Origin of the sequence: Rhizobium sp. NLR16a, assembly GCF_017948245.1 — a bacterium.
Taxonomy (GTDB): Bacteria; Pseudomonadota; Alphaproteobacteria; order Rhizobiales; family Rhizobiaceae; genus Rhizobium.
The window spans coordinates 198,342-216,893 of record NZ_CP072870.1; the positions used below are offsets into that span (position 1 = coordinate 198,342).

Below are 18,552 nucleotides of genomic sequence, written 5' to 3' on the forward strand. Positions count from 1 at the left end.
CTATTCCCCCGCTTCCTCCCGTCGAAAAGTCTCAGGGCTCTTGCCCATCCATTTGCGAAATGCGCGAAAAAAGGCGCTGGGTTCGGAATAGCCGAGCTGTACGGCGATCTCGCCGATCGTTTTCGAGGTATTCAGCAGCAGTTCGACGGCGAGATCCCGGCGGATGTCGTCCTTGATGGCGGCATAGCTTTGTCCTTCGTCGTGCAGGCGGTGGCGCAGCGTCGAGGGCGGCATGCGCATGTCGGCGGCGAGTTCGGCGAAGCTGCGCCACGTCGCCGGCGTTGCCTGGCTCAATCGCCGACGGACGGCGGCGGCGATGCCCGCGTCGTAGCGGTAGCGCACCAGAATATTGGCGGGCGCGCCGCGCAGGAACTGTTTCAACGCCTGTTCGCTACGGGAAATCGGCAGGTCGAGCAGGGTGCTGTCGAAGCCGAGACGGCTGATCGGTTGCGAGAAGCGCACCGGAGCGCCGAAGAACAACCGGTAGTCGGCGCCCTGTTTCGGTTCGGCGCAGCGGAAGTCGACAAGCCGGATGGGGATGCGGCGGCCGACCAGCCAGCATATGATGCCGTGCAGGATGATCCAGTAGGTGCGATAGGCGAAGGCCGATCGCGGGCCGCCCACATCCCTGAGCTCAATCTCGGCCAAGCCGTCGCGGATGACGAGCCGGCCTCTAGGGTCGTCGAGCACGACATCGAGAAAACGTAGCGCCCGACGCAGCGCCTGACCGAGCGTCGGCGCATGCAGCACACAATGGCAGAGCAGCGTGAAGCTGCCGCTGCGCATCGGTCGGCCGCCCATGCCGAAGAATTCGTCGTCGAGTTCGGCGGCGATCATCAGCCAGAGGGCGCCATAAGTTTCGGCAGACACCGGCTGATCGACGATCGGCGGCAGGCCGACCCGCGCAAGGATCGGCGCCGTCGGCTTGCCGAGCCGCCGCAGGCTGTCCAGCGCCTCTTCGACGAAGCCCGGTGCAATCATGCGTCGCTCGATCTCGGCCATCTCAACCCCGCTATGGCAAAACTGGCCGAAATAATGGAGCAGTTCTGTCATCGCTTGCAATAGGTGGAACGAATAGAATCGTGACCGTCGGTGGCGCTCGGAGGAGGACGCAGCCGACAGGGAGGAACAGATTCATGCTGATCCGTGGGGCAAGTTTCATCGTCACCGGCGGCGGCTCCGGGCTCGGAGCGGCGACGGCGCGCATGCTCGTCGAGGCCGGCGGGCGCGTGACGATCGCCGATCTCAACGTTGACCTGGGCGAGGCGATCACGCGGGAATTTGGCATCGATGCCCGCTACGTCAAGGCGGATGTGACCGATGGCGAGGCTGGAGCAGCTGTGGTTGCCGCGGCGGCCGAAGCCTTTGGCGGTTTGCGCGGGCTGGTGAACTGCGCGGGCGTGGCGCCGGCCGAAAAGGTGATCGGCCGCGACGGGCCACACCGGCTGGAGAGTTTCGCGCGCACCGTCGGCATCAATCTCATCGGCACGTTCAACATGATCCGGCTTGCCGCCGCTGCGATTCAGACCGGGGAGCCGGATGCCGAAGGCGAGCGCGGCGTGATCGTCAATACGGCCTCGGTTGCCGCCTTTGACGGTCAGATCGGCCAGGCGGCCTATGCCGCCTCCAAGGGCGGGGTGGCGGCGATGACCTTGCCGATCGCCCGCGAGCTCGCCCGTCACGGCATCCGCGTCGTGTCGATCGCGCCCGGCATTTTCGAGACGCCGATGATGGCCGGTATGCCGGCCGAGGTTCAGGCGGCACTCGGCCAGAGCGTGCCCTTTCCGCCGCGGCTCGGCCGGCCGGCGGAATTTGCTGCGCTGGTGCGCCATATCTTTGAAAACACCATGCTGAACGGCGAGGTCATCCGCCTCGACGGCGCATTGCGGATGGGCGCGCGCTGAGCGTTTGCCCCAGGGAGGAAACATGGCACTGCAGGACCCTATCGTCATCGTCGGCGCGGCGCGCACGCCGATCGGCAGTTTCCAGGGAGAGCTGAAGGAGGCGACAGCGCCGGAACTCGGAGCCACGGCGATCCGCGCGGCAATGGAGCGTAGCCATGTCTCGGCCGAGGCGGTTGAAGAAGTCGTTTTCGGCTGCGTGCTGCCTGCAGGCCAAGGCCAGGCGCCGGCGCGCCAGGCGGCGATCGGCGCCGGCCTGCCTTTCGCGACGGGGGCAAGCTCCGTCAACAAGATGTGCGGCTCGGGCATGAAGGCGGTCATGACGGCTCATGACCTCATCACCGCCGGCAGTGCTTCTGTGGCAGTCGCCGGCGGCATGGAAAGCATGACGAACGCGCCCTATCTCCTTGACAAGGCCCGCGGCGGCTACAGGCTCGGCCATGGGCGTGTCGTGGACCACATGTTCCTCGACGGGCTGGAGGATGCGTATGACAAGGGGCGCTTGATGGGCAGCTTCGCGGAGGACTGCGCCCAAGCCTATCAGTTCACGCGCGAAGCGCAGGATAATTACGCCATCGCCTCCCTGACGCGGGCGCAGAAGGCGATCGCGGAAGGCTGGTTTGAAAGCGAGATCGTGCCGGTGACGGTCAAGTCGGGCAAATCAGAGCAGCGGGCGAGCCGCGACGAGCAGCCGGGTCGGGCGAAGCTCGACAAAATCCCGATGCTGAAGCCCGCCTTCCGAGAGGATGGCACGGTGACGGCCGCCAATTCAAGTTCGATTTCCGACGGCGCGGCAGCGCTCGTGCTCATGCGCCGCTCCGAGGCAGAGCATCGCGGCCTGACGCCGCTCGCCACCATCCTCGGTCATGCCACCCATTCGCAGGCGCCCAATCTTTTCGCCACCGCGCCGATCGGCGCGTTGCAGAAGCTCTCAGATCGGACCGGCCTGGCGCTTTCGGACGTCGACCTCTTCGAAATCAACGAGGCTTTTGCCGTCGTCGCCATGGCGGCGATGCGCGATCTCGACCTGCCGCATGAAAAGGTCAATGTGCATGGCGGCGCCTGCGCGCTCGGCCATCCGATCGGCGCATCAGGCGCACGCATCCTGGTGACGCTGCTTTCAGCATTGGAGCGCTACGATCTGAAGCGCGGCATGGCGGCGCTTTGCATCGGCGGCGGCGAGGCGACGGCCGTCGCCATCGAGCGGCATTAGCGGGAAGGAGGAGCGACATGATCCTTTCCGACCTTCAGCAGCAGATCACAGATCTCGCCCGCGACTTTGCCCGCGACCGGTTGGCGCCGGGAGCCGCCAAACGCGACCGGGAACATCTTTTCCCGCGCGAGGAACTGAAGGAGATGGGCGAACTAGGGCTGTTCGGCATGCTGGTGCCGGAGGCCTATGGCGGCTCGGACACGGGTGTTGTCGCCTATGCCGCGGCACTCGAGGAGATTGCCGCCGGCGATGGACCCTGTTCGACGATTATGAGCGTGCACAGCTCCGTCGGCTGCGTGCCGATCCTGAAATTCGGCACCGAGGAGCAGCGGCAGCGTTTCCTGCCGAAGCTTGCGACCGGCGAATGGATTGGCGGCTTCGCCCTCACCGAGCCGCAGGCCGGATCCGATGCCTCGAACCTGAAGACAAGGGCCCGGCGTGACGGCGACCACTATGTGATCGACGGTGCCAAGCAGTTCATCACCTCGGGAAAGAACGGCAATGTCATCATCGTCTTTGCCGTCACCGATCCCGATGCCGGCAAGAAGGGCATCACCGCCTTTATCGTGCCGACGGACACACCCGGCTATGAGGTGATCCGCGTCGAGGAAAAGCTCGGACTGCATTCCACCGACACCTGTCAGATCGCCTTCAACACGATGCGCATTCCCGTGGATCTGAGGCTGGGTGGGGAAGGCGAAGGCTATCGCATCGCGCTCGCCAATCTCGAGGGGGGGCGGATCGGCATTGCCGCGCAGGCGGTCGGCATGGCACGGGCGGCCTTCGAGGCGGCGCGTGATTACGCCAAGGAGCGCACGGCTTTCGGCAAGCCGATTTTCGAACATCAGGCCGTCGCCTTTCGCCTTGCCGACATGGCGATGCAGATCGAGGCGGCGCGCCAGCTCGTCTTTCACGCCGCGTCTCTTCGGGAGGCGGAGTTGCCCTGCCTGTCGGAAGCCTCGATGGCGAAGCTCTTCGCCTCTGAGATGGCCGAGCGCGTCTGCTCCGATGCGATCCAGATCCACGGCGGCTACGGCTACATGGCCGATTATCCGGTCGAGCGCATCTACCGCGATGTGCGCATCTGCCAGATCTACGAGGGAACGAGCGACGTGCAGCGCATGGTGATCGCCCGCAATCTTTAGGAATGACATCCGGCCCGCTTCCGGGAGGGAGGCGGGGTCGGCAAAGGGAGGAACGCAAAAACATGGTGGATTCCGCTCATTTGAGCCTGCACGTCCCCGAACCCGCCGTCCGCCCGGGCGGCCAGCCCGACTTTTCCAACGTCAAGATCGCCAAGGCCGGTTCCGTGCCGCGGCCGGAGGTCGATGTCGCGTCCGAGGATATCCGCGATCTCGCCTATTCGATCATCCGTGTCTTGAACCGTGACGGCGAGGCGGTCGGTCCCTGGGCCGGATCGCTCACCGATGAGGAACTGCTGACCGGGCTTCGTAACATGATGAAGCTGCGCGCCTTCGATGCCCGCATGCTGATGGCGCAGCGCCAGGGCAAGACCTCCTTCTACATGCAGCATCTCGGCGAAGAGGCCGTCAGCTGCGCCTTCCGCAAGGCGCTTGCTAAGGGCGACATGAATTTCCCGACCTATCGCCAGGCGGGCCTCTTGATCGCCGACGACTATCCGATGGTCGAGATGATGAACCAGATCTACTCTAACGAGAGTGATCCGCTGCACGGCCGGCAGCTGCCGATCATGTATTCTTCCAAGGAGCATGGCTTCTTCACCATTTCGGGCAATCTCGCCACCCAATATGTGCAGGCCGTCGGCTGGGCGATGGCTTCGGCGATCAAGAACGACAGCCGCATTGCCGCGGCCTGGATCGGCGACGGATCGACGGCGGAATCGGACTTCCATTCGGCGCTCGTCTTCGCCTCGACCTACAAGGCCCCTGTGATCCTCAACATCGTCAACAATCAGTGGGCGATCTCCACTTTTCAGGGAATTGCTCGCGGCGGCTCCGGCACCTTTGCCGCCCGAGGCCTCGGCTTCGGCATTCCGGCGCTCAGGGTCGACGGCAATGATTATCTCGCCGTCCATGCCGTCGCCCGCTGGGCAGCTGAACGCGCCCGGCGCAATCTCGGGCCGACGCTGATCGAACATGTCACCTACCGCGTCGGCGCGCATTCGACCTCCGACGATCCGAGCGCCTATCGGCCGAAGACGGAATCGGAGGCCTGGCCGCTCGGCGATCCCGTGCTGCGGCTGAAGAAACATCTGATCGGCAAGGGCGTATGGTCGGAGGCACGGCATGTGCAGGCGGAAGCCGAAATCGCCGATGAGGTGATCGAGGCGCAGCGCCAGGCCGAGGCGCATGGCACGCTGCATGCCGGCGGCAGACCTTCGGTGCGCGACATTTTCGAGGGCGTCTATGCCGAGATGCCGGCGCATATCCGCCGCCAGCGGCAGAAGGCAGGATACTGACATGGCCAGGATGACGATGATCGAGGCCGTGCGCAGCGCCATGGACGTGTCGATGGCGAAGGATGACAATGTCGTGGTCTTCGGCGAGGATGTCGGCTATTTCGGCGGCGTCTTCCGCTGCACCCAGGGCCTGCAGGCAAAATACGGCAGGACGCGCTGCTTCGATACGCCGATCAGCGAATCCGGCATCGTCGGCACGGCAATCGGCATGGCGGCCTACGGGCTCAAACCCTGCGTCGAGATCCAGTTCGCCGATTACATGTATCCCGCCTATGACCAGCTGACGCAGGAGGCGGCGCGTATCCGCTACCGTTCCAACGGCGATTTCACCTGCCCGATCGTCGTGCGCATGCCGACTGGCGGCGGCATCTTCGGCGGCCAGACGCACAGTCAGAGCCCGGAAGCGCTCTTCACCCATGTCTGCGGGTTGAAGGTGATCGTGCCGTCCAATCCCTATGACGCCAAAGGCCTGCTGATCGCGGCGATCGAGGATCCGGATCCGGTGATGTTCCTCGAACCGAAGCGGCTCTATAACGGCCCCTTCGACGGCCACCACGAGCGGCCGGTCACACCCTGGTCGAAACACGCTCTCGGCGAGGTGCCCGATGGCCATTATACGATCCCGATCGGCAAGGCCGAGGTGCGGCGCACGGGATCGGCGGTAACAGTCGTTGCCTATGGCACGATGGTGCATGTGGCGCTGGCCGCGGCCGAGGATGCCGGCATCGACGCCGAAGTGATCGATTTGAGAAGCCTGCTGCCGCTCGATCTCGATACGATCGTCAAATCAGTTTCGAAGACGGGCCGCTGCGTCGTGGTTCATGAGGCGACCTTGACGTCGGGCTTCGGCGCCGAGGTCGTGGCGCTGGTGCAGGAACATTGCTTCTATCATCTCGAAGCGCCTGTCGTGCGCGTCGCGGGCTGGGATACGCCCTATCCGCATGCGCAGGAATGGGACTATTTCCCCGGTCCCGGCCGGGTCGGGCGGGCGCTTGCCGAAGTCATGGAGGCCTGAGCCATGGGCGAATTCATCATCAAGATGCCCGATGTCGGGGAAGGGGTCGCCGAGGCCGAACTTGTGGAATGGCATGTGAAGCCGGGAGATCCCGTCCGCGAGGACATGGTGATCGCCGCCGTGATGACCGACAAGGCCACAGTGGAAATTCCCTCTCCCGTCGATGGCACGGTCATCTGGCTCGCCGGCGATATCGGAGACCGCATCGCGGTCAAGGCGCCGCTGGTGCGGATCGAAACGGCGGAAGGCGCCGGCGAGGCCCAGCCGATGCGGATTTCGCAGGCGCCGACCGCCGAAGTCGTCGTAGCGGAAATCACGAGGCCTGCCCCGGCAGCGCCGGTCTCCGCAATCCCGTCTACTGCCGCCCCGCCCGTCGAAAAACCGCTTGCTGCCCCTTCCGTTCGGCTCTTTGCCAGGGAAAGCGGCGTCGATCTCAGGCAGGTGCAGGGGAGCGGGCCGGCCGGACGTATCCTGCGCGAAGATGTCGAGCAATTCCTGATGCAAGGCGCCGCTCCGGCCCTCCTAAAGGGTGGATCCGTCAAGAAGACAGCGACGGAGGAGATCAAGCTCACCGGACTGCGGCGGCGCATCGCCGAAAAAATGGTGCTTTCCACCTCGCGCATTCCCCACATCACCTATGTGGAGGAAGTGGACATGACGGCGCTGGAGGAGCTGCGCGCCACCATGAACGGCGACCGCAGGGAGGGCCATCCGAAGCTGACGGTCCTGCCCTTTCTGATGCGGGCGCTGGTCAAGGCCATTGCCGGGCAGCCGGAGGTCAACGCCACCTTCGACGACGATGCCGGCATCATCACGCGCCATAGCGCCGTCCATATCGGCATCGCCACGCAGACGCCGGCCGGCCTGACCGTGCCTGTCGTGCGGCATGCGGAAGCGCGCGGCCTCTGGGATTGCGCCGCCGAAATGAGCCGGCTGGCGGATGCGGCGCGTTCGGGCACGGCGACGCGCGACGAGCTTTCCGGCTCCACCATCACCATCAGCTCGCTCGGTGCGCTCGGCGGCATCGTTTCGACGCCTGTCATCAACCATCCCGAGGTGGCGATCATCGGCGTCAACAAGATCGCCACACGCCCGGTCTGGGACGGCACGCAATTCGTGCCGCGCAAGATCATGAACCTCTCTTCGAGTTTCGATCATCGCATCATCGACGGCTGGGATGCGGCGACCTTTGTCCAGCGTATCCGCACGCTCCTTGAAACGCCGGCGCTCATTTTCATCGAAGGCTGAGCACATGAAAGAAATGGTCTGCAAGCTCCTCGTCATCGGCGCCGGCCCGGGCGGCTATGTCTGCGCCATCCGCGCCGGACAGCTCGGCATCGATACCGTCATCGTCGAAGCCGGCAAGCCGGGCGGCACCTGTCTGACGGTCGGCTGCATTCCTTCCAAGGCGTTGATCCATGCGGCCGAGGAATTCGACGCCACGCAAAAAATGCTGGCAGGCAAGAACCCGATGGGCATCCGCGTCGAAGGCGCCTCGATCGATCTCGCAAGGACGATCGCCTGGAAAGACGGCATTGTCGGCCGGCTGACGGGAGGTGTTTCAGGTCTGTTGCAGAAGGCGCGGGTGAAAATCGTCCATGGCCGCGCGCACTTCCGTGACGGCAAGACGGTGGAGGTGGAGACCGAAACCGGTCAGCAGGTCATCCGCGCCGAGACCGTGGTGATCGCCACCGGTTCCGATCCGGTGGAGCTTGCCAACCTGCCCTTCGGCGGCCGCGTCATTTCCTCGACCGAGGCGCTGTCGCTGACGGAACTGCCGAAAACGATCGTCGTGGTCGGCGGCGGTTATATCGGGCTGGAACTCGGGATGGCCTTTTCGAAGATGGGCTCGGAGGTGAGCGTCGTCGAGGCGACTCCCCAGGTGCTGCCGCTCTATGATGCGGAATTGGTGCGTCCCGTGATGCGCAAGCTGACCGAGAGCGGCATCCGGGTGCTGACGGGTGCGAAGGCGATGGGTCTTGCCGATAATGGCGAGTCATTGATCGTTGAAACGTCGGATGGCCGGCATGAGACACTGCCGGCAGATCGCATCCTTGTCACTGTCGGCCGCCGCCCGCGAACGGCAGGGTCCGGTCTCGAGGAGTTGGATCTCGACCGCGCCGGTCCATATCTGAGGATCGACGATCAATGCCGCACCTCGATGCGCGGCATCTATGCGATCGGCGACGTGACCGGCGAACCGATGCTGGCGCATCGGGCGATGGCGCAAGGGGAGATGGTGGCAGAAATCGTTGCGGGCAAGAAGCGGGGCTGGGACAAAAGATGCATTCCCGCCATCTGCTTTACCGATCCTGAGATCGTCAGCGCCGGCCTGACGCCGGCGGAGGCGCGCGCGCAAGGATATGAGATCCGCACCGCCCAGTTTCCGTTCAGCGCCAACGGGCGGGCGATGACGATGGTCTCTGAGGAAGGTTTCGTGCGCGTCGTCGCCCGTGCCGACACCAATCTGGTTCTCGGCTTGCAGGCGGTGGGAGCCGGAGTCTCCGAGCTTTCGGCAGCTTTTGCGCTAGCGATCGAGATGGGAGCACGCCTGGAAGACATCGCCGGCACCATTCACGTCCATCCGACCCGCAGCGAAGCGCTCATGGAAGCGGCGCTGAAAGCGTTGGGAAACGCTTTGCACATCTGAGCCGACTGGACCCGGATCACGCATTGACGTCTGCCGGTTCGGATCCCATCAACTGAGACCGGAATAAGGCCGTGCCGATGCCGAAAAGCTTTGCCCACAAGGGCAAGAGCTCGACCTGTCGTACGAGGATCAGCGTCACACGGACGTTGATCGACAGGCCGACTACCCCTGAAGCGCTGACTTCGTCATCGCGTAGGCGGCAATCCCCGGATATGACACAGATCGCCGTTCGTGGAGCCGATTGACAAACTTTGCCAAGTCCAGCTAACCTACTCGCACCATGGAGGCTCGAATGGCTACGATGAACGTATCTCTTCCGGACCCGATGAAAGATTGGGTTGAGGCACAAGCAAAGAGCGGGCGATATTCCAATGCGAGTGACTATGTGCGCGACCTGATCCGGAGGGACCAAATTCGCAGTGACAAGGTTGCCGTCATGCAGCGTTTCGTTGATGACGGTTTTAAAAGCGGTATTGGCAGCCGCTCGAAGGACGAACTCTTTGCCGCGGCAGTGGCACGTGCAGAAACAACGCGCGGCGGTAGATAATGCGCTTTGACCTTTCAGTCGAAGCGGAAGAGGACATCATTGCGATCGCCGAACAAGGAGTGCGCATGTTCGGAGCCGCACAGGCTAGGCAGTATCATGACGAGTTGTTTACCGTGCTTGATCTGATTGCGGCCAATCCGCGAATGGCGCGTGAGCGAGAGGAGATTTCGCCGCCAGTTAGAGTTCATCCGTTCAAAGCCCATCTCATTGTCTACCGGATCGAGGAGCACGGAGCTATATTCGTGATCCGAATACGCCATGGACACGAAGACTGGGCCAGCGATCCTGCTTAGGCCTGGCTGAGCGAATGAACAAGCACAGTTGCATGGCGGCAATAGGCCCCGGGAATATCGTCAGCAAAGCCTGTTAAGAGAACGCCGACCGACCGCTGGAGGAACCGCGTCGTCTCCTCGGATAGCAGGGGACGAGGTGTTCGCCGCGATCAGCCCCTCCGAGAGGCAAACACGTAATCGCCTCCCATGCGCTAGAGCAGATCCTGTGATCGATGAATCGATTGTGAGGTGACGAGGCGAGTCGAAGCTGATTCAACATTCATATCATTTCTCTGGGGCGTGGCCTCATTTTGGCCCGAGGGCGACACAGAAGCCGGATCAAACATCAACGCCAGTGCCGTTCGATCTCTTCGGCTTAATGGCAATTAGATTGCCCAATTCCATCGGGAAGGGGAATAAAATCGTCGAAGTCTTCTCGCTGGCGATGACGTTCAAAGTGCTCAAGTAACGAAGTTGCATCGCCTCCGGCTGTTTGGCCAGAATTTCCGCCGCTTCCAGTAGCTTCGCTGCAGCTTGCTGTTCGCCCTCGGCATTGATGACCTTTGCGCGGCGTTCGCGTTCGGCTTCCGCTTGGCGAGCGATCGCCCGTATCATCGACTCGTTGATATCCACATGTTTGATCTCGACAGTGGCTACTTTAATTCCCCAAGCGTCCGTCTGAGAGTCGAGGATTTCCTGAATATCGGAGTTGAGCCTGTCGCGTTCTGCCAGCATTTCATCGAGGTCGTGCTTGCCGAGCACGGAGCGCAAAGTCGTCTGAGCAAGCTGGCTTGTTGCCATCATGAAATCCTCGACCTGTATTGTCGATTTCTCGGGGTCAATGACCCTGAAGTAGATCACCGCGCTGACACGAACCGAGACATTGTCATGTGAGATGACGTCCTGGCTAGGGACATCGAGTACGCGCGTGCGCAAGTCGACCCGGATCATCTGCTGGACATAGGGAATGAGCAGAATCAAGCCGGGTCCCTTGACTCCGGTAAAGCGGCCAAGTGTGAACACGACGCCGCGTTCATATTCCCTCAGGATCTTAACCGCGGATGCGAGGATGGCGACGGCAATGACTATGGCCACCAAGTAGAAGGCAAGATCTGCAAACATATCCATGACTTCTCCTCCTGCGTCCTTGAATGCCGCTAGGTGTTCTTAGGACGGCTGGCGACCTCGAGCGCCAGCCCGTTGCGGCCCGTCACCCTGACAGGGTCACCAGCAACAAGGGGTTCGGCGGAAACGGCCTTCCAGCGTTCGCCATGCGCGATGACGTACCCCGTGAGCCCCGTCCAACTCTCAACTTTGCCGGAAATGCCAATCATCTCCTCTGCACCGGTGGCTACCCGGCGCAATCGCGAGGTGAATGCCACGCGAGCAACGACAAGGCTAAAGGCAAGAGTCGCAAATGCAATTGCGCCCAGTAGGGGGCGCGATACTTGCAGCCCGGGTATATCGGCATCAAACAGGATGGTTGCTCCCAGGATCACGGCTACCCCGCCGCCGATGCCCAGAGCGCCGAAGCTTGGCGAATGCGCCTCAGCCACAGTCAATCCCACGCCGAGTAAAATAAGCCCAACGGCAGCAAAACTTACCGGCAGCAATGCCAGGGCATAGAGACCAAGGAGGAGACAGATGCCGCCGATCGTTCCAGGAAGCATTGTCCCAGGTGCGAGAAATTCGAAGATCAGGCCATAGATACCAACCATCATCAGGATGATTGCGATGTTCGGATCGGTAATGACGGAAAGCAGGCGCGTGCGCCAGTCAGGCTCGAATTCCTGCACGGCCAAACCGGCGGTATCGAGCCGGACCTCCGTTTGACCGACCCGCACCATGCGGCCCTGCGCCTTTGCAAGGAGATCGTTGACATCAGTTGCCGTGAAATCGATGGCATGTTCGCGCACTGCCGCTGTGGATGAAAGGCTTGCAGCTTCGCGGACAGCACGCTCTGCCCAGTCGGCGTTGCGATTGCGCAATTCCGCAAGCCCACGAATGTAAGCGACTGCGTCGTTAACGGCTTTTGCTTCGTGGGCATTGCCTGAAGCTTCCGGCTGCTTGCCACTAGGTTCGCTCGGCTTCTTTTCCGGTTCCTCATCACCGCCGAAAGGCTTTACGCTGAGCGCGATTGGTGTCGCCGCACCCAAATTGGTCCCAGGGGCCATTACCGCAATGTGGCTTGCGTAGAGAATATAGGTGCCGGCGCTGGCAGCCCGTGCCCCGCTTGGCGCGACGAAACTCGCGACAGGCACCGGCGAGGCAAGGATCGCGCGGATGATTTCCCGCATGGAGGTGTCAAGGCCGCCTGGTGTATCCATTTGCAGGACGATCAAGACCGCTGCACGTTCGCCAGCACGCTGAATGCCTCGTACCACGTAGTCAGCTATAGCAGGCCCAATGGCGCCATTCACCTTGAGGACGACAGACGCCCGGTCAGACGCCGACGGTACGCCGAATCCCCAAGCTGAAAGCAGCAAAAACAACAAAGTGAAGATTGGCGGTTGCCATCGCCAACACCTCAATCCCCGCGTGCCAATCGGCGAAACGTACATAATATTTAATGTATGTCGGAAATTACAAAGAAAAAGACGGAGGCGTTAAAGGCTCAGCCGTCTTACGCGCTCGTAAAGGCGAAGTTGGCTAAGCGCGTTACACGGATGCGAACCGCGTGGCCTATGTTTTTTGAAGGTCGCTGGGCCATCGACCGATCGGAGATGGCATGTCACTCAGATATTCAGTATCTTGCGGCCAGGCGAGAATATCCCGTTCGGCAGGATGTCTTACGATCAAACTATATGTGGGCCGCTTCAATATTTGGCAACCAGATTGTGCCATTCTACAGATCGTCAGCGGTTAGTTCTTCCGCTTCCATGACCCATGAAGGGTTTCACTCCGCGTCATCAAGTGCTGCGAGGAGCCCAAGGTCGCATGTCCCTTTCAGAAGATGAGAGATTGAATCTCCTTCACCAGGCCAGTATTCTCGATACGCCGCCGACGGAAGAGTTCGATGCAATCGTGCGGCTGGCTTGCAGCGTGTTCGACATGCCGATGGCGTTGGTTTCGTTCGTCGACGGGGATCGGCAGTGGTTCAAGGCCGAGCACGGTCTCTTTTTGAAAGAGACGCCTCGCGAGCATTCCTTCTGCAGCCACATCGTACAAACGAAGTCACCGCTCGTCGTTAAAAACGCCGACAAGGATTCTCGCTTTTCCGGAAACGTCTTCGTCAGAGAGCGTTCGGTCCGGTTCTATGCGGGAGTGCCGCTTTCGGAAGGGGAGACCTGCTACGGCAGTTTCTGCGTCCTCGACACCAAGAACCGCCGCTTCGGCGATCGGGATCTCGGACAGCTTCGCAGTTTGGCAAGCGTCGTCGTCGGCCTCATCAGGGAACATCGTCAGCAAAGCCTGCTGAGAGAGCAGCAACGTGAACTTGAATTGAAGCAGGCCCGCTTCGAGCAGACTGAACGCTCCGCCAAGGTCGGCGGCTTCGAGATGGATCTCGAGACCGGCACGATCATTTGGTCCGACCAGATTTACCGCACCGTTGGATTGCCGGTCGGCAAACGAATGACCTCGGAGGAGGTGATCGGCTGCTATGCTCCCGAAGAGCGCGAGAGCGTCAGACGCAGGATACGCGATGTCCTCGATGGTTCTGCGGCCGGCATCGACAGGGAATATCGCATCATGACGCCAGAGGGGGAGGAGCGCTGGGTTCGCGTGGTCAGCGATATCGAGCGCTTGAGCGACAAGCCCAGTCGTCTGTTTGGCATCGTTCAGGATGTTTCCGAAAAAGTGCGGTACGAGCAACGTCTGCTCCAGGCGGCAAACGCCGATCCGCTGACCGGACTTGGCAACCGGGCAGCCTACAACGCTCATATGGAGCGGCTCACAGCGGCCGACGCTCCTTCCATCGGTTTGCTGCTGATCGACGTCGATCGCCTCAAGCAAGTGAACGATATCCTTGGCCATGCGACAGGTGACCTGCTGCTGAAAGGCGTGGCCTCACGTCTGGATGAACGCTTGGGAAAGCGAGGAAGGGTCTTTCGCCTGGGCGGCGATTAGTTCTCCGTTATTCTGGACGCGCCCGCAAGCGTACGCCGCATGGGTTCGCTCGCCCGCCACCTGATCGAATATATCGGTCGCCCTCTGGAGGTTGGGGGGTCGACGATAAATCCGACGATAACTGTGGGTGGAGCGATTTCGGAGGGCAGGATGGATGCCGCAACGCTTTCGCAAAACGCGGATTTCGCCCTCTATCATGCCAAAGAAACGCGGCGCGGCAGCTATGTCCACTACGAGCCCAGCCTGCGTTCGAGGATAGCGCGACGCATTCAGATCATCCGGGAGGTGGAGTCGGCTCTTACCGAATATCGGATGGTGCCGCACTATCAGCCGATCGTCGGTTGTGCCGACGGTCGGGTATGGGCGTTTGAAGCGCTGGTGCGAATGCAGCATTCGGATGGTTCAATCGTGTCGGCGGCGCAATTTCACGAGGCGTTCACAGATCCAAGCGTTGCCCACCACATTACGACCCGCATGCTCGAGCAGGTCGCGACCGACATTCGAAGCTGAATCGACCGCGGGCTGGAATTCGGGCGGGTGGGTCTCAATATAAGCGCCTCCGATTTCATGAGGGGCGACTTGGAAACCCGGATCGTTGCCGCCTTTGCGTCGAGAGGCATTCCGCTGGATAAGCTCGTGCTGGAGGTGACGGAAACGGTCTTCCTGCAGGGCTTGGAAGATACCGTTGCAACAACCCTGCAACGTTTGCGCAAGAAGGGCCTGACAGTGGCGCTTGATGACTTCGGGACAGGTTATGCATCGCTGACGCATCTGCGAAGTCTGCCGGTCGACATCATCAAGATCGACAAGAGCTTTATCGACACCATGCTCGTGGATGAATCGAGCCTCGCAATCGTCGAACTGGTGCTCAATCTGGCGCGGAAGCTCGATATGAAGGTCACGGCGGAAGGCGTAGAGAGCCATCGGCAGGCGATGTGTTTGCTGGAAATGGGCTGCACCACGCTGCAGGGCTATTTGTTCGGCAAACCCATGGGTCGCGAACATGTTGGCGAATACCTGTGTGCACGCAAACCCGACGTGACGGAGAACGCCGACCGACCGCAGGAGGAACCGCGTCGTCTCCTCGGATAGCGGGGGGCGAGATGTTCGTCGCTATCAGCCGCTCCGACAAGGCTCCGGCGGCCGCCGTGGAAAGATCCGCATCGGCTGGTGGGGCGGTGAGCAGTCCGGGCGCTGCCGTCCTGTTCTTCAAGGCCGGCTCCTGTTCGGCACAGATCGATGTCGCCTTCCAGCAGCGTGTTCGAAAACGGCATCCGCTCGGCGGATCGACGGGCTTGGCAAATCAGTCCTGTTGTTTGATCTCTATAGGGCTTTTCATGATGATTTCATGATGCGGAAATGGGATAGAGATGCCAGCTTTCTTGAAGGCGTCCCACAGCGCCATCAGGACTTGCCCACGAACATTCGTCAGCCCGTTCGCTGGATCCGAGATCCAGAAGCGAAGCCGAAAGTCGAGCGACGAAGCGCCAAAGGCGGTCAGCCAGCAGACGGGTGGCTTGTATTCGTTAGCGACCCGGGGCACGGTCGATGCTGTCGCAATGGCGATCTTAACGACTTGATGAGGATCACTATTATAGGACGTCCCGAAGTCAACGTCGATCCGCACATAATCACTGGAGAACGACCAGTTGACGACCTGCTGCGATATGAAGTCCTCATTTGGAATGAGGTACTCCTTGCCATCGCGGGTGATGACGGAAACAAACCGCGATCGCAGGTCGCGGATCGACCCGAACGTGTCGCCAAGGGTGATCGTGTCACCCGGCTTTATCGACTTGTCGATCAAGATGATTATGCCGGATATGAAGTTCGATACGACTTTTTGAAGGCCGAAGCCTATTCCGACGCCGACTGCGCCTGAGAAAATGGTCAGGGCCGTCAGGTCGACCCCGGTCGCCGACAAAGCGATGGCTCCAGCGATTATGATCAGGCTGATCTTGATGCATTTGCTGATCAACACCTTGATGGAAGGCGACAAGTCGGCCGACCGCTGAACCCAGTGGGAAAGCATATTGCCAATGAGGACGGCCAGCCAGATCAGGGCGATCGCCAGCACGAGGGCTTTGAGCACAAGCAGAAGCGAGAGTCTCACCGCGCCTAAATTAATCGCGAGACCGTCAAGAGCAGATAGAACTGGGCCGTCAAGACCGACTGCATAAAGAGCGATGTAGCTCCAACTGCCGATCGCGACGGCGCGTGACAGGGTTGGGTTGCGGATGATTTTGGTCAGAACGGAGATGACGAACCATGCCGCTGCCAGCGTCAGAGCCGTTGACACAAGCCAGCGTTGTGAGGGCCACGCGCTCTTGCTCAGCACAACGTTGGCGAGCCATAACCAACCTACAAGGAAAAGCCACATCATCCGGCGCATAGGAGCAATGATGACCCGAAGGAGGTCTGGATTACCCTTGATCAGGCGCGCCTTTGCCTCCATCGCAGGCTCTGTGCGTGACGCAAGTAAGGACGCAAAACCCAAGCCCGCCACGATGATCGCAAGCTGAAAGAACGTCCATTCGTTCAGAATGAATGTCGTTAGCCACTGCTCGGCGATCTCGGTCATCTGCCTGATATTCATGATGATGATCCGATGAATGTCAGCTAGAGAAAGCTAGCGCACGAGTTTAGTTCATTTGGAAGAAACAAGCATCAGCATTCCATTTCGTCGTGCGAAAACAGGTCGATGAAACGATACTCGCGGGGTATCGAGCAGCTTGCGCGCCTGCGCAGCCATGTGCGGCCTGCTTTCGCTGAGCTTCACGTCGAAGATGGAACGGTGCTGCGGCAAAGTCTGGGTTCCCGCAAAAAATGATATTTCGGCGCCAACTGACACAAGACGTTCATTTGAACACTGTATCGAGCATCCGAGTGGCTGACGGCGAAATCCGTGCCCAGCCAATCATGCTTTGGAAGCAGGAGGCCCGTGCGGCCTTCGGTTTACGAGCGCTTCAAATGTTCATGTGAACATTCCGTTGTTGCAAAGTGAAACTCGGCTGCTACCATCCGCGCGTCTGGAGCGGGAGGCTGCGGACCGAGAGAAGTGGGAGAGATTATGAACAAGATCGCTTTTTTCCTGTCCGCAGGATTGACCAGCCTGTCCTTGTCCGTTCCGGCGATGGCCGCCACGAAAATCCAGTGGTGGCACGCGATGGGCGGCGAGAACGGCGCGAAGCTGGAGCAAATCGCCAAGGGCTTCAACGCATCTCAGTCCGATTATGAAATCGTGCCGGTTTACAAGGGCACCTACGACGAGACGCTGACGGGCGCTATCGCTGCGTTCCGCGCCAAGCAACAGCCGGCCATCGTGCAGGTCTATGAAGTCGGCACCGGCACCATGATGGCAGCACAGGGCGCGGTCTATCCGGTGTATCAGTTGATGAAGGACCAAGGCGAACCCTGGGACCAGAACAAGTTCATCGCGCCGGTTGTCGGCTACTACTCCGACACCAGCGGCAACGTGTTGTCGCTGCCCTTCAATTCGTCGACGCCGATCATGTATTACAATAAGGATGTCTTCAAGAAAGCCGGGCTTGATCCGGAGACGCCGCCAAAGACATGGGCCGAGGTGGAGGCCTTTTCGCGCACGATCATCAAGTCGGGCGCCGCCAAATGCGGCTTCACCAGCGCCTGGATCTCCTGGATTCAGACGGAAAATCTCAACGCCCTGCACGACAAGCCTTATTCCACCAAGGCCAACGGGTTCGGCGGCCTGGATGCGGAGTTCACCTTCAACAATGATCTGACGATCCGCCATTGGGGGAACCTGAAGAAGTGGCAGGACGAAGGGCTCTTCAAGTTCGGCGGGCCGGTCGGCGGAGATAACGCGCCTCCGATGTTCTATTCGCAGGAATGCGCGATGTACATGAACTCGTCCGCCGGCCGGGCGGGCGTCATCAACAATGCCAAAGCCTTCAAGGTCGGTTTTGCGCCGCTTCCCTATTATGACGACGTCATCAAGCAGCCGCTCAACTCGATCATCGGCGGCGCCACACTCTGGACGCTGAGGGGGCGTCCGGAAGAAGAATATAAGGGTGTGGCAAAATTCTATACCTATCTGCAGAAGCCGGAAGTTCAGGCCGACTGGCATCAGTTCTCGGGGTATCTGCCGATCACCGAGGCTGCCTACAAGCTGAGCCAGGAGCAGGGATATTACGAAAAGAACCCCGGTGCAGATGTTGGCATCAAGCAGCTGACGCGGGTGACGCCGACCGAAAATTCCAAGGGCATCCGCTTCGGCAATTACGTCCAGGTCCGCGGCATCATCGATGACGAATTCGCGGCATTGCTCGGCGGCAAGAAGACCGCCAAGGAAGCGGTTGATTCCGTCGTCGCACGCGGCAACGAACAGCTTCGCGATTTCGAATCTGCCAATTAAGGGCTCGGGGCAGGGGCCGGCCAAACCGGCCCCTGTCTCTCCGTCATTCTGTG

The 18,552-nt window shown here is 60.8% G+C and carries 14 protein-coding genes and 1 pseudogene; 11 read left to right on the forward strand and 4 right to left on the reverse strand.

The genetic code is table 11. From position 1 onward, the window contains the following. The gene (locus J7U39_RS29880; RefSeq protein ID WP_210633284.1) at positions 1-1,053 is read right to left on the reverse strand and encodes an AraC family transcriptional regulator; all 1,053 of its coding nucleotides are present in this window, start codon (positions 1,051-1,053) and stop codon (positions 1-3) included. 83 nt (positions 1,054-1,136) lie between these two features. On the opposite strand from J7U39_RS29880, the gene J7U39_RS29885 reads away from it, so the two are divergent. From J7U39_RS29885 to J7U39_RS29925, 9 genes are all read left to right on the forward strand, one after another. Next, complete coding sequence (locus J7U39_RS29885; RefSeq protein WP_210633285.1) at positions 1,137-1,904, forward strand: 3-hydroxyacyl-CoA dehydrogenase; 768 nt, start codon at positions 1,137-1,139, stop codon at positions 1,902-1,904. Positions 1,905-1,926: 22 nt separating this feature from the next. Further along, positions 1,927-3,114 (forward strand): acetyl-CoA C-acyltransferase, encoded by a 1,188-nt coding sequence (locus J7U39_RS29890; RefSeq protein ID WP_210633286.1) that lies wholly within the window; start codon positions 1,927-1,929, stop codon positions 3,112-3,114. A gap of 17 nt (positions 3,115-3,131) precedes the next feature. Continuing rightward, positions 3,132-4,259, forward strand: coding sequence for an acyl-CoA dehydrogenase family protein (locus tag J7U39_RS29895; protein WP_210633288.1), 1,128 nt, complete (start codon positions 3,132-3,134; stop codon positions 4,257-4,259). Positions 4,260-4,321: 62 nt separating this feature from the next. Continuing rightward, positions 4,322-5,554, forward strand: coding sequence for a 3-methyl-2-oxobutanoate dehydrogenase (2-methylpropanoyl-transferring) subunit alpha (locus tag J7U39_RS29900; protein WP_210633289.1), 1,233 nt, complete (start codon positions 4,322-4,324; stop codon positions 5,552-5,554). Between the two features lies 1 nt (position 5,555). Further along, positions 5,556-6,569, forward strand: a complete 1,014-nt coding sequence (locus tag J7U39_RS29905; RefSeq protein ID WP_210633291.1) for an alpha-ketoacid dehydrogenase subunit beta — start codon at positions 5,556-5,558, stop codon at positions 6,567-6,569. Between the two features lie 3 nt (positions 6,570-6,572). Further along, entirely contained in the window at positions 6,573-7,817 is a 1,245-nt protein-coding gene (locus J7U39_RS29910; RefSeq protein WP_210633293.1) for a dihydrolipoamide acetyltransferase family protein, read from the forward strand. Positions 7,818-7,821: 4 nt separating this feature from the next. Next, positions 7,822-9,219, forward strand: coding sequence for a dihydrolipoyl dehydrogenase (gene lpdA, locus J7U39_RS29915; RefSeq protein ID WP_210633294.1), 1,398 nt, complete (start codon positions 7,822-7,824; stop codon positions 9,217-9,219). Between the two features lie 292 nt (positions 9,220-9,511). Beyond that, positions 9,512-9,766: a type II toxin-antitoxin system ParD family antitoxin gene (locus J7U39_RS29920; protein ID WP_210633296.1), complete on the forward strand. Its 255-nt coding sequence runs from the start codon at positions 9,512-9,514 to the stop codon at positions 9,764-9,766. Beyond that, positions 9,766-10,059, forward strand: a complete 294-nt coding sequence (locus J7U39_RS29925) for a type II toxin-antitoxin system RelE/ParE family toxin (protein WP_210633303.1) — start codon at positions 9,766-9,768, stop codon at positions 10,057-10,059. The genes J7U39_RS29920 and J7U39_RS29925 overlap by 1 nt, the downstream gene beginning before the upstream one ends. A gap of 318 nt (positions 10,060-10,377) precedes the next feature. On the opposite strand, the gene J7U39_RS29930 is transcribed toward J7U39_RS29925, so the two are convergent. Together J7U39_RS29930 and J7U39_RS29935 are read right to left on the reverse strand one after the other, a co-directional pair. Continuing rightward, positions 10,378-11,166, reverse strand: a complete 789-nt coding sequence (locus J7U39_RS29930; protein WP_210633304.1) for a slipin family protein — start codon at positions 11,164-11,166, stop codon at positions 10,378-10,380. Between the two features lie 29 nt (positions 11,167-11,195). Then, positions 11,196-12,599: a nodulation protein NfeD gene (locus J7U39_RS29935; RefSeq protein WP_210633306.1), complete on the reverse strand. Its 1,404-nt coding sequence runs from the start codon at positions 12,597-12,599 to the stop codon at positions 11,196-11,198. 496 nt (positions 12,600-13,095) lie between these two features. On the opposite strand from J7U39_RS29935, the pseudogene J7U39_RS32305 reads away from it, so the two are divergent. After that, positions 13,096-15,198 (forward strand): annotated as a pseudogene (locus tag J7U39_RS32305) (EAL domain-containing protein). 211 nt (positions 15,199-15,409) lie between these two features. Here the strand turns inward: J7U39_RS32305 and J7U39_RS29945 are convergent. After that, entirely contained in the window at positions 15,410-16,702 is a 1,293-nt protein-coding gene (locus J7U39_RS29945; protein ID WP_210633307.1) for a mechanosensitive ion channel domain-containing protein, read from the reverse strand. Between the two features lie 474 nt (positions 16,703-17,176). On the opposite strand from J7U39_RS29945, the gene ugpB reads away from it, so the two are divergent. Beyond that, positions 17,177-18,499, forward strand: coding sequence for a sn-glycerol-3-phosphate ABC transporter substrate-binding protein UgpB (ugpB, locus tag J7U39_RS29950; protein WP_210633309.1), 1,323 nt, complete (start codon positions 17,177-17,179; stop codon positions 18,497-18,499). Positions 18,500-18,552: the final 53 nt, after the last annotated feature.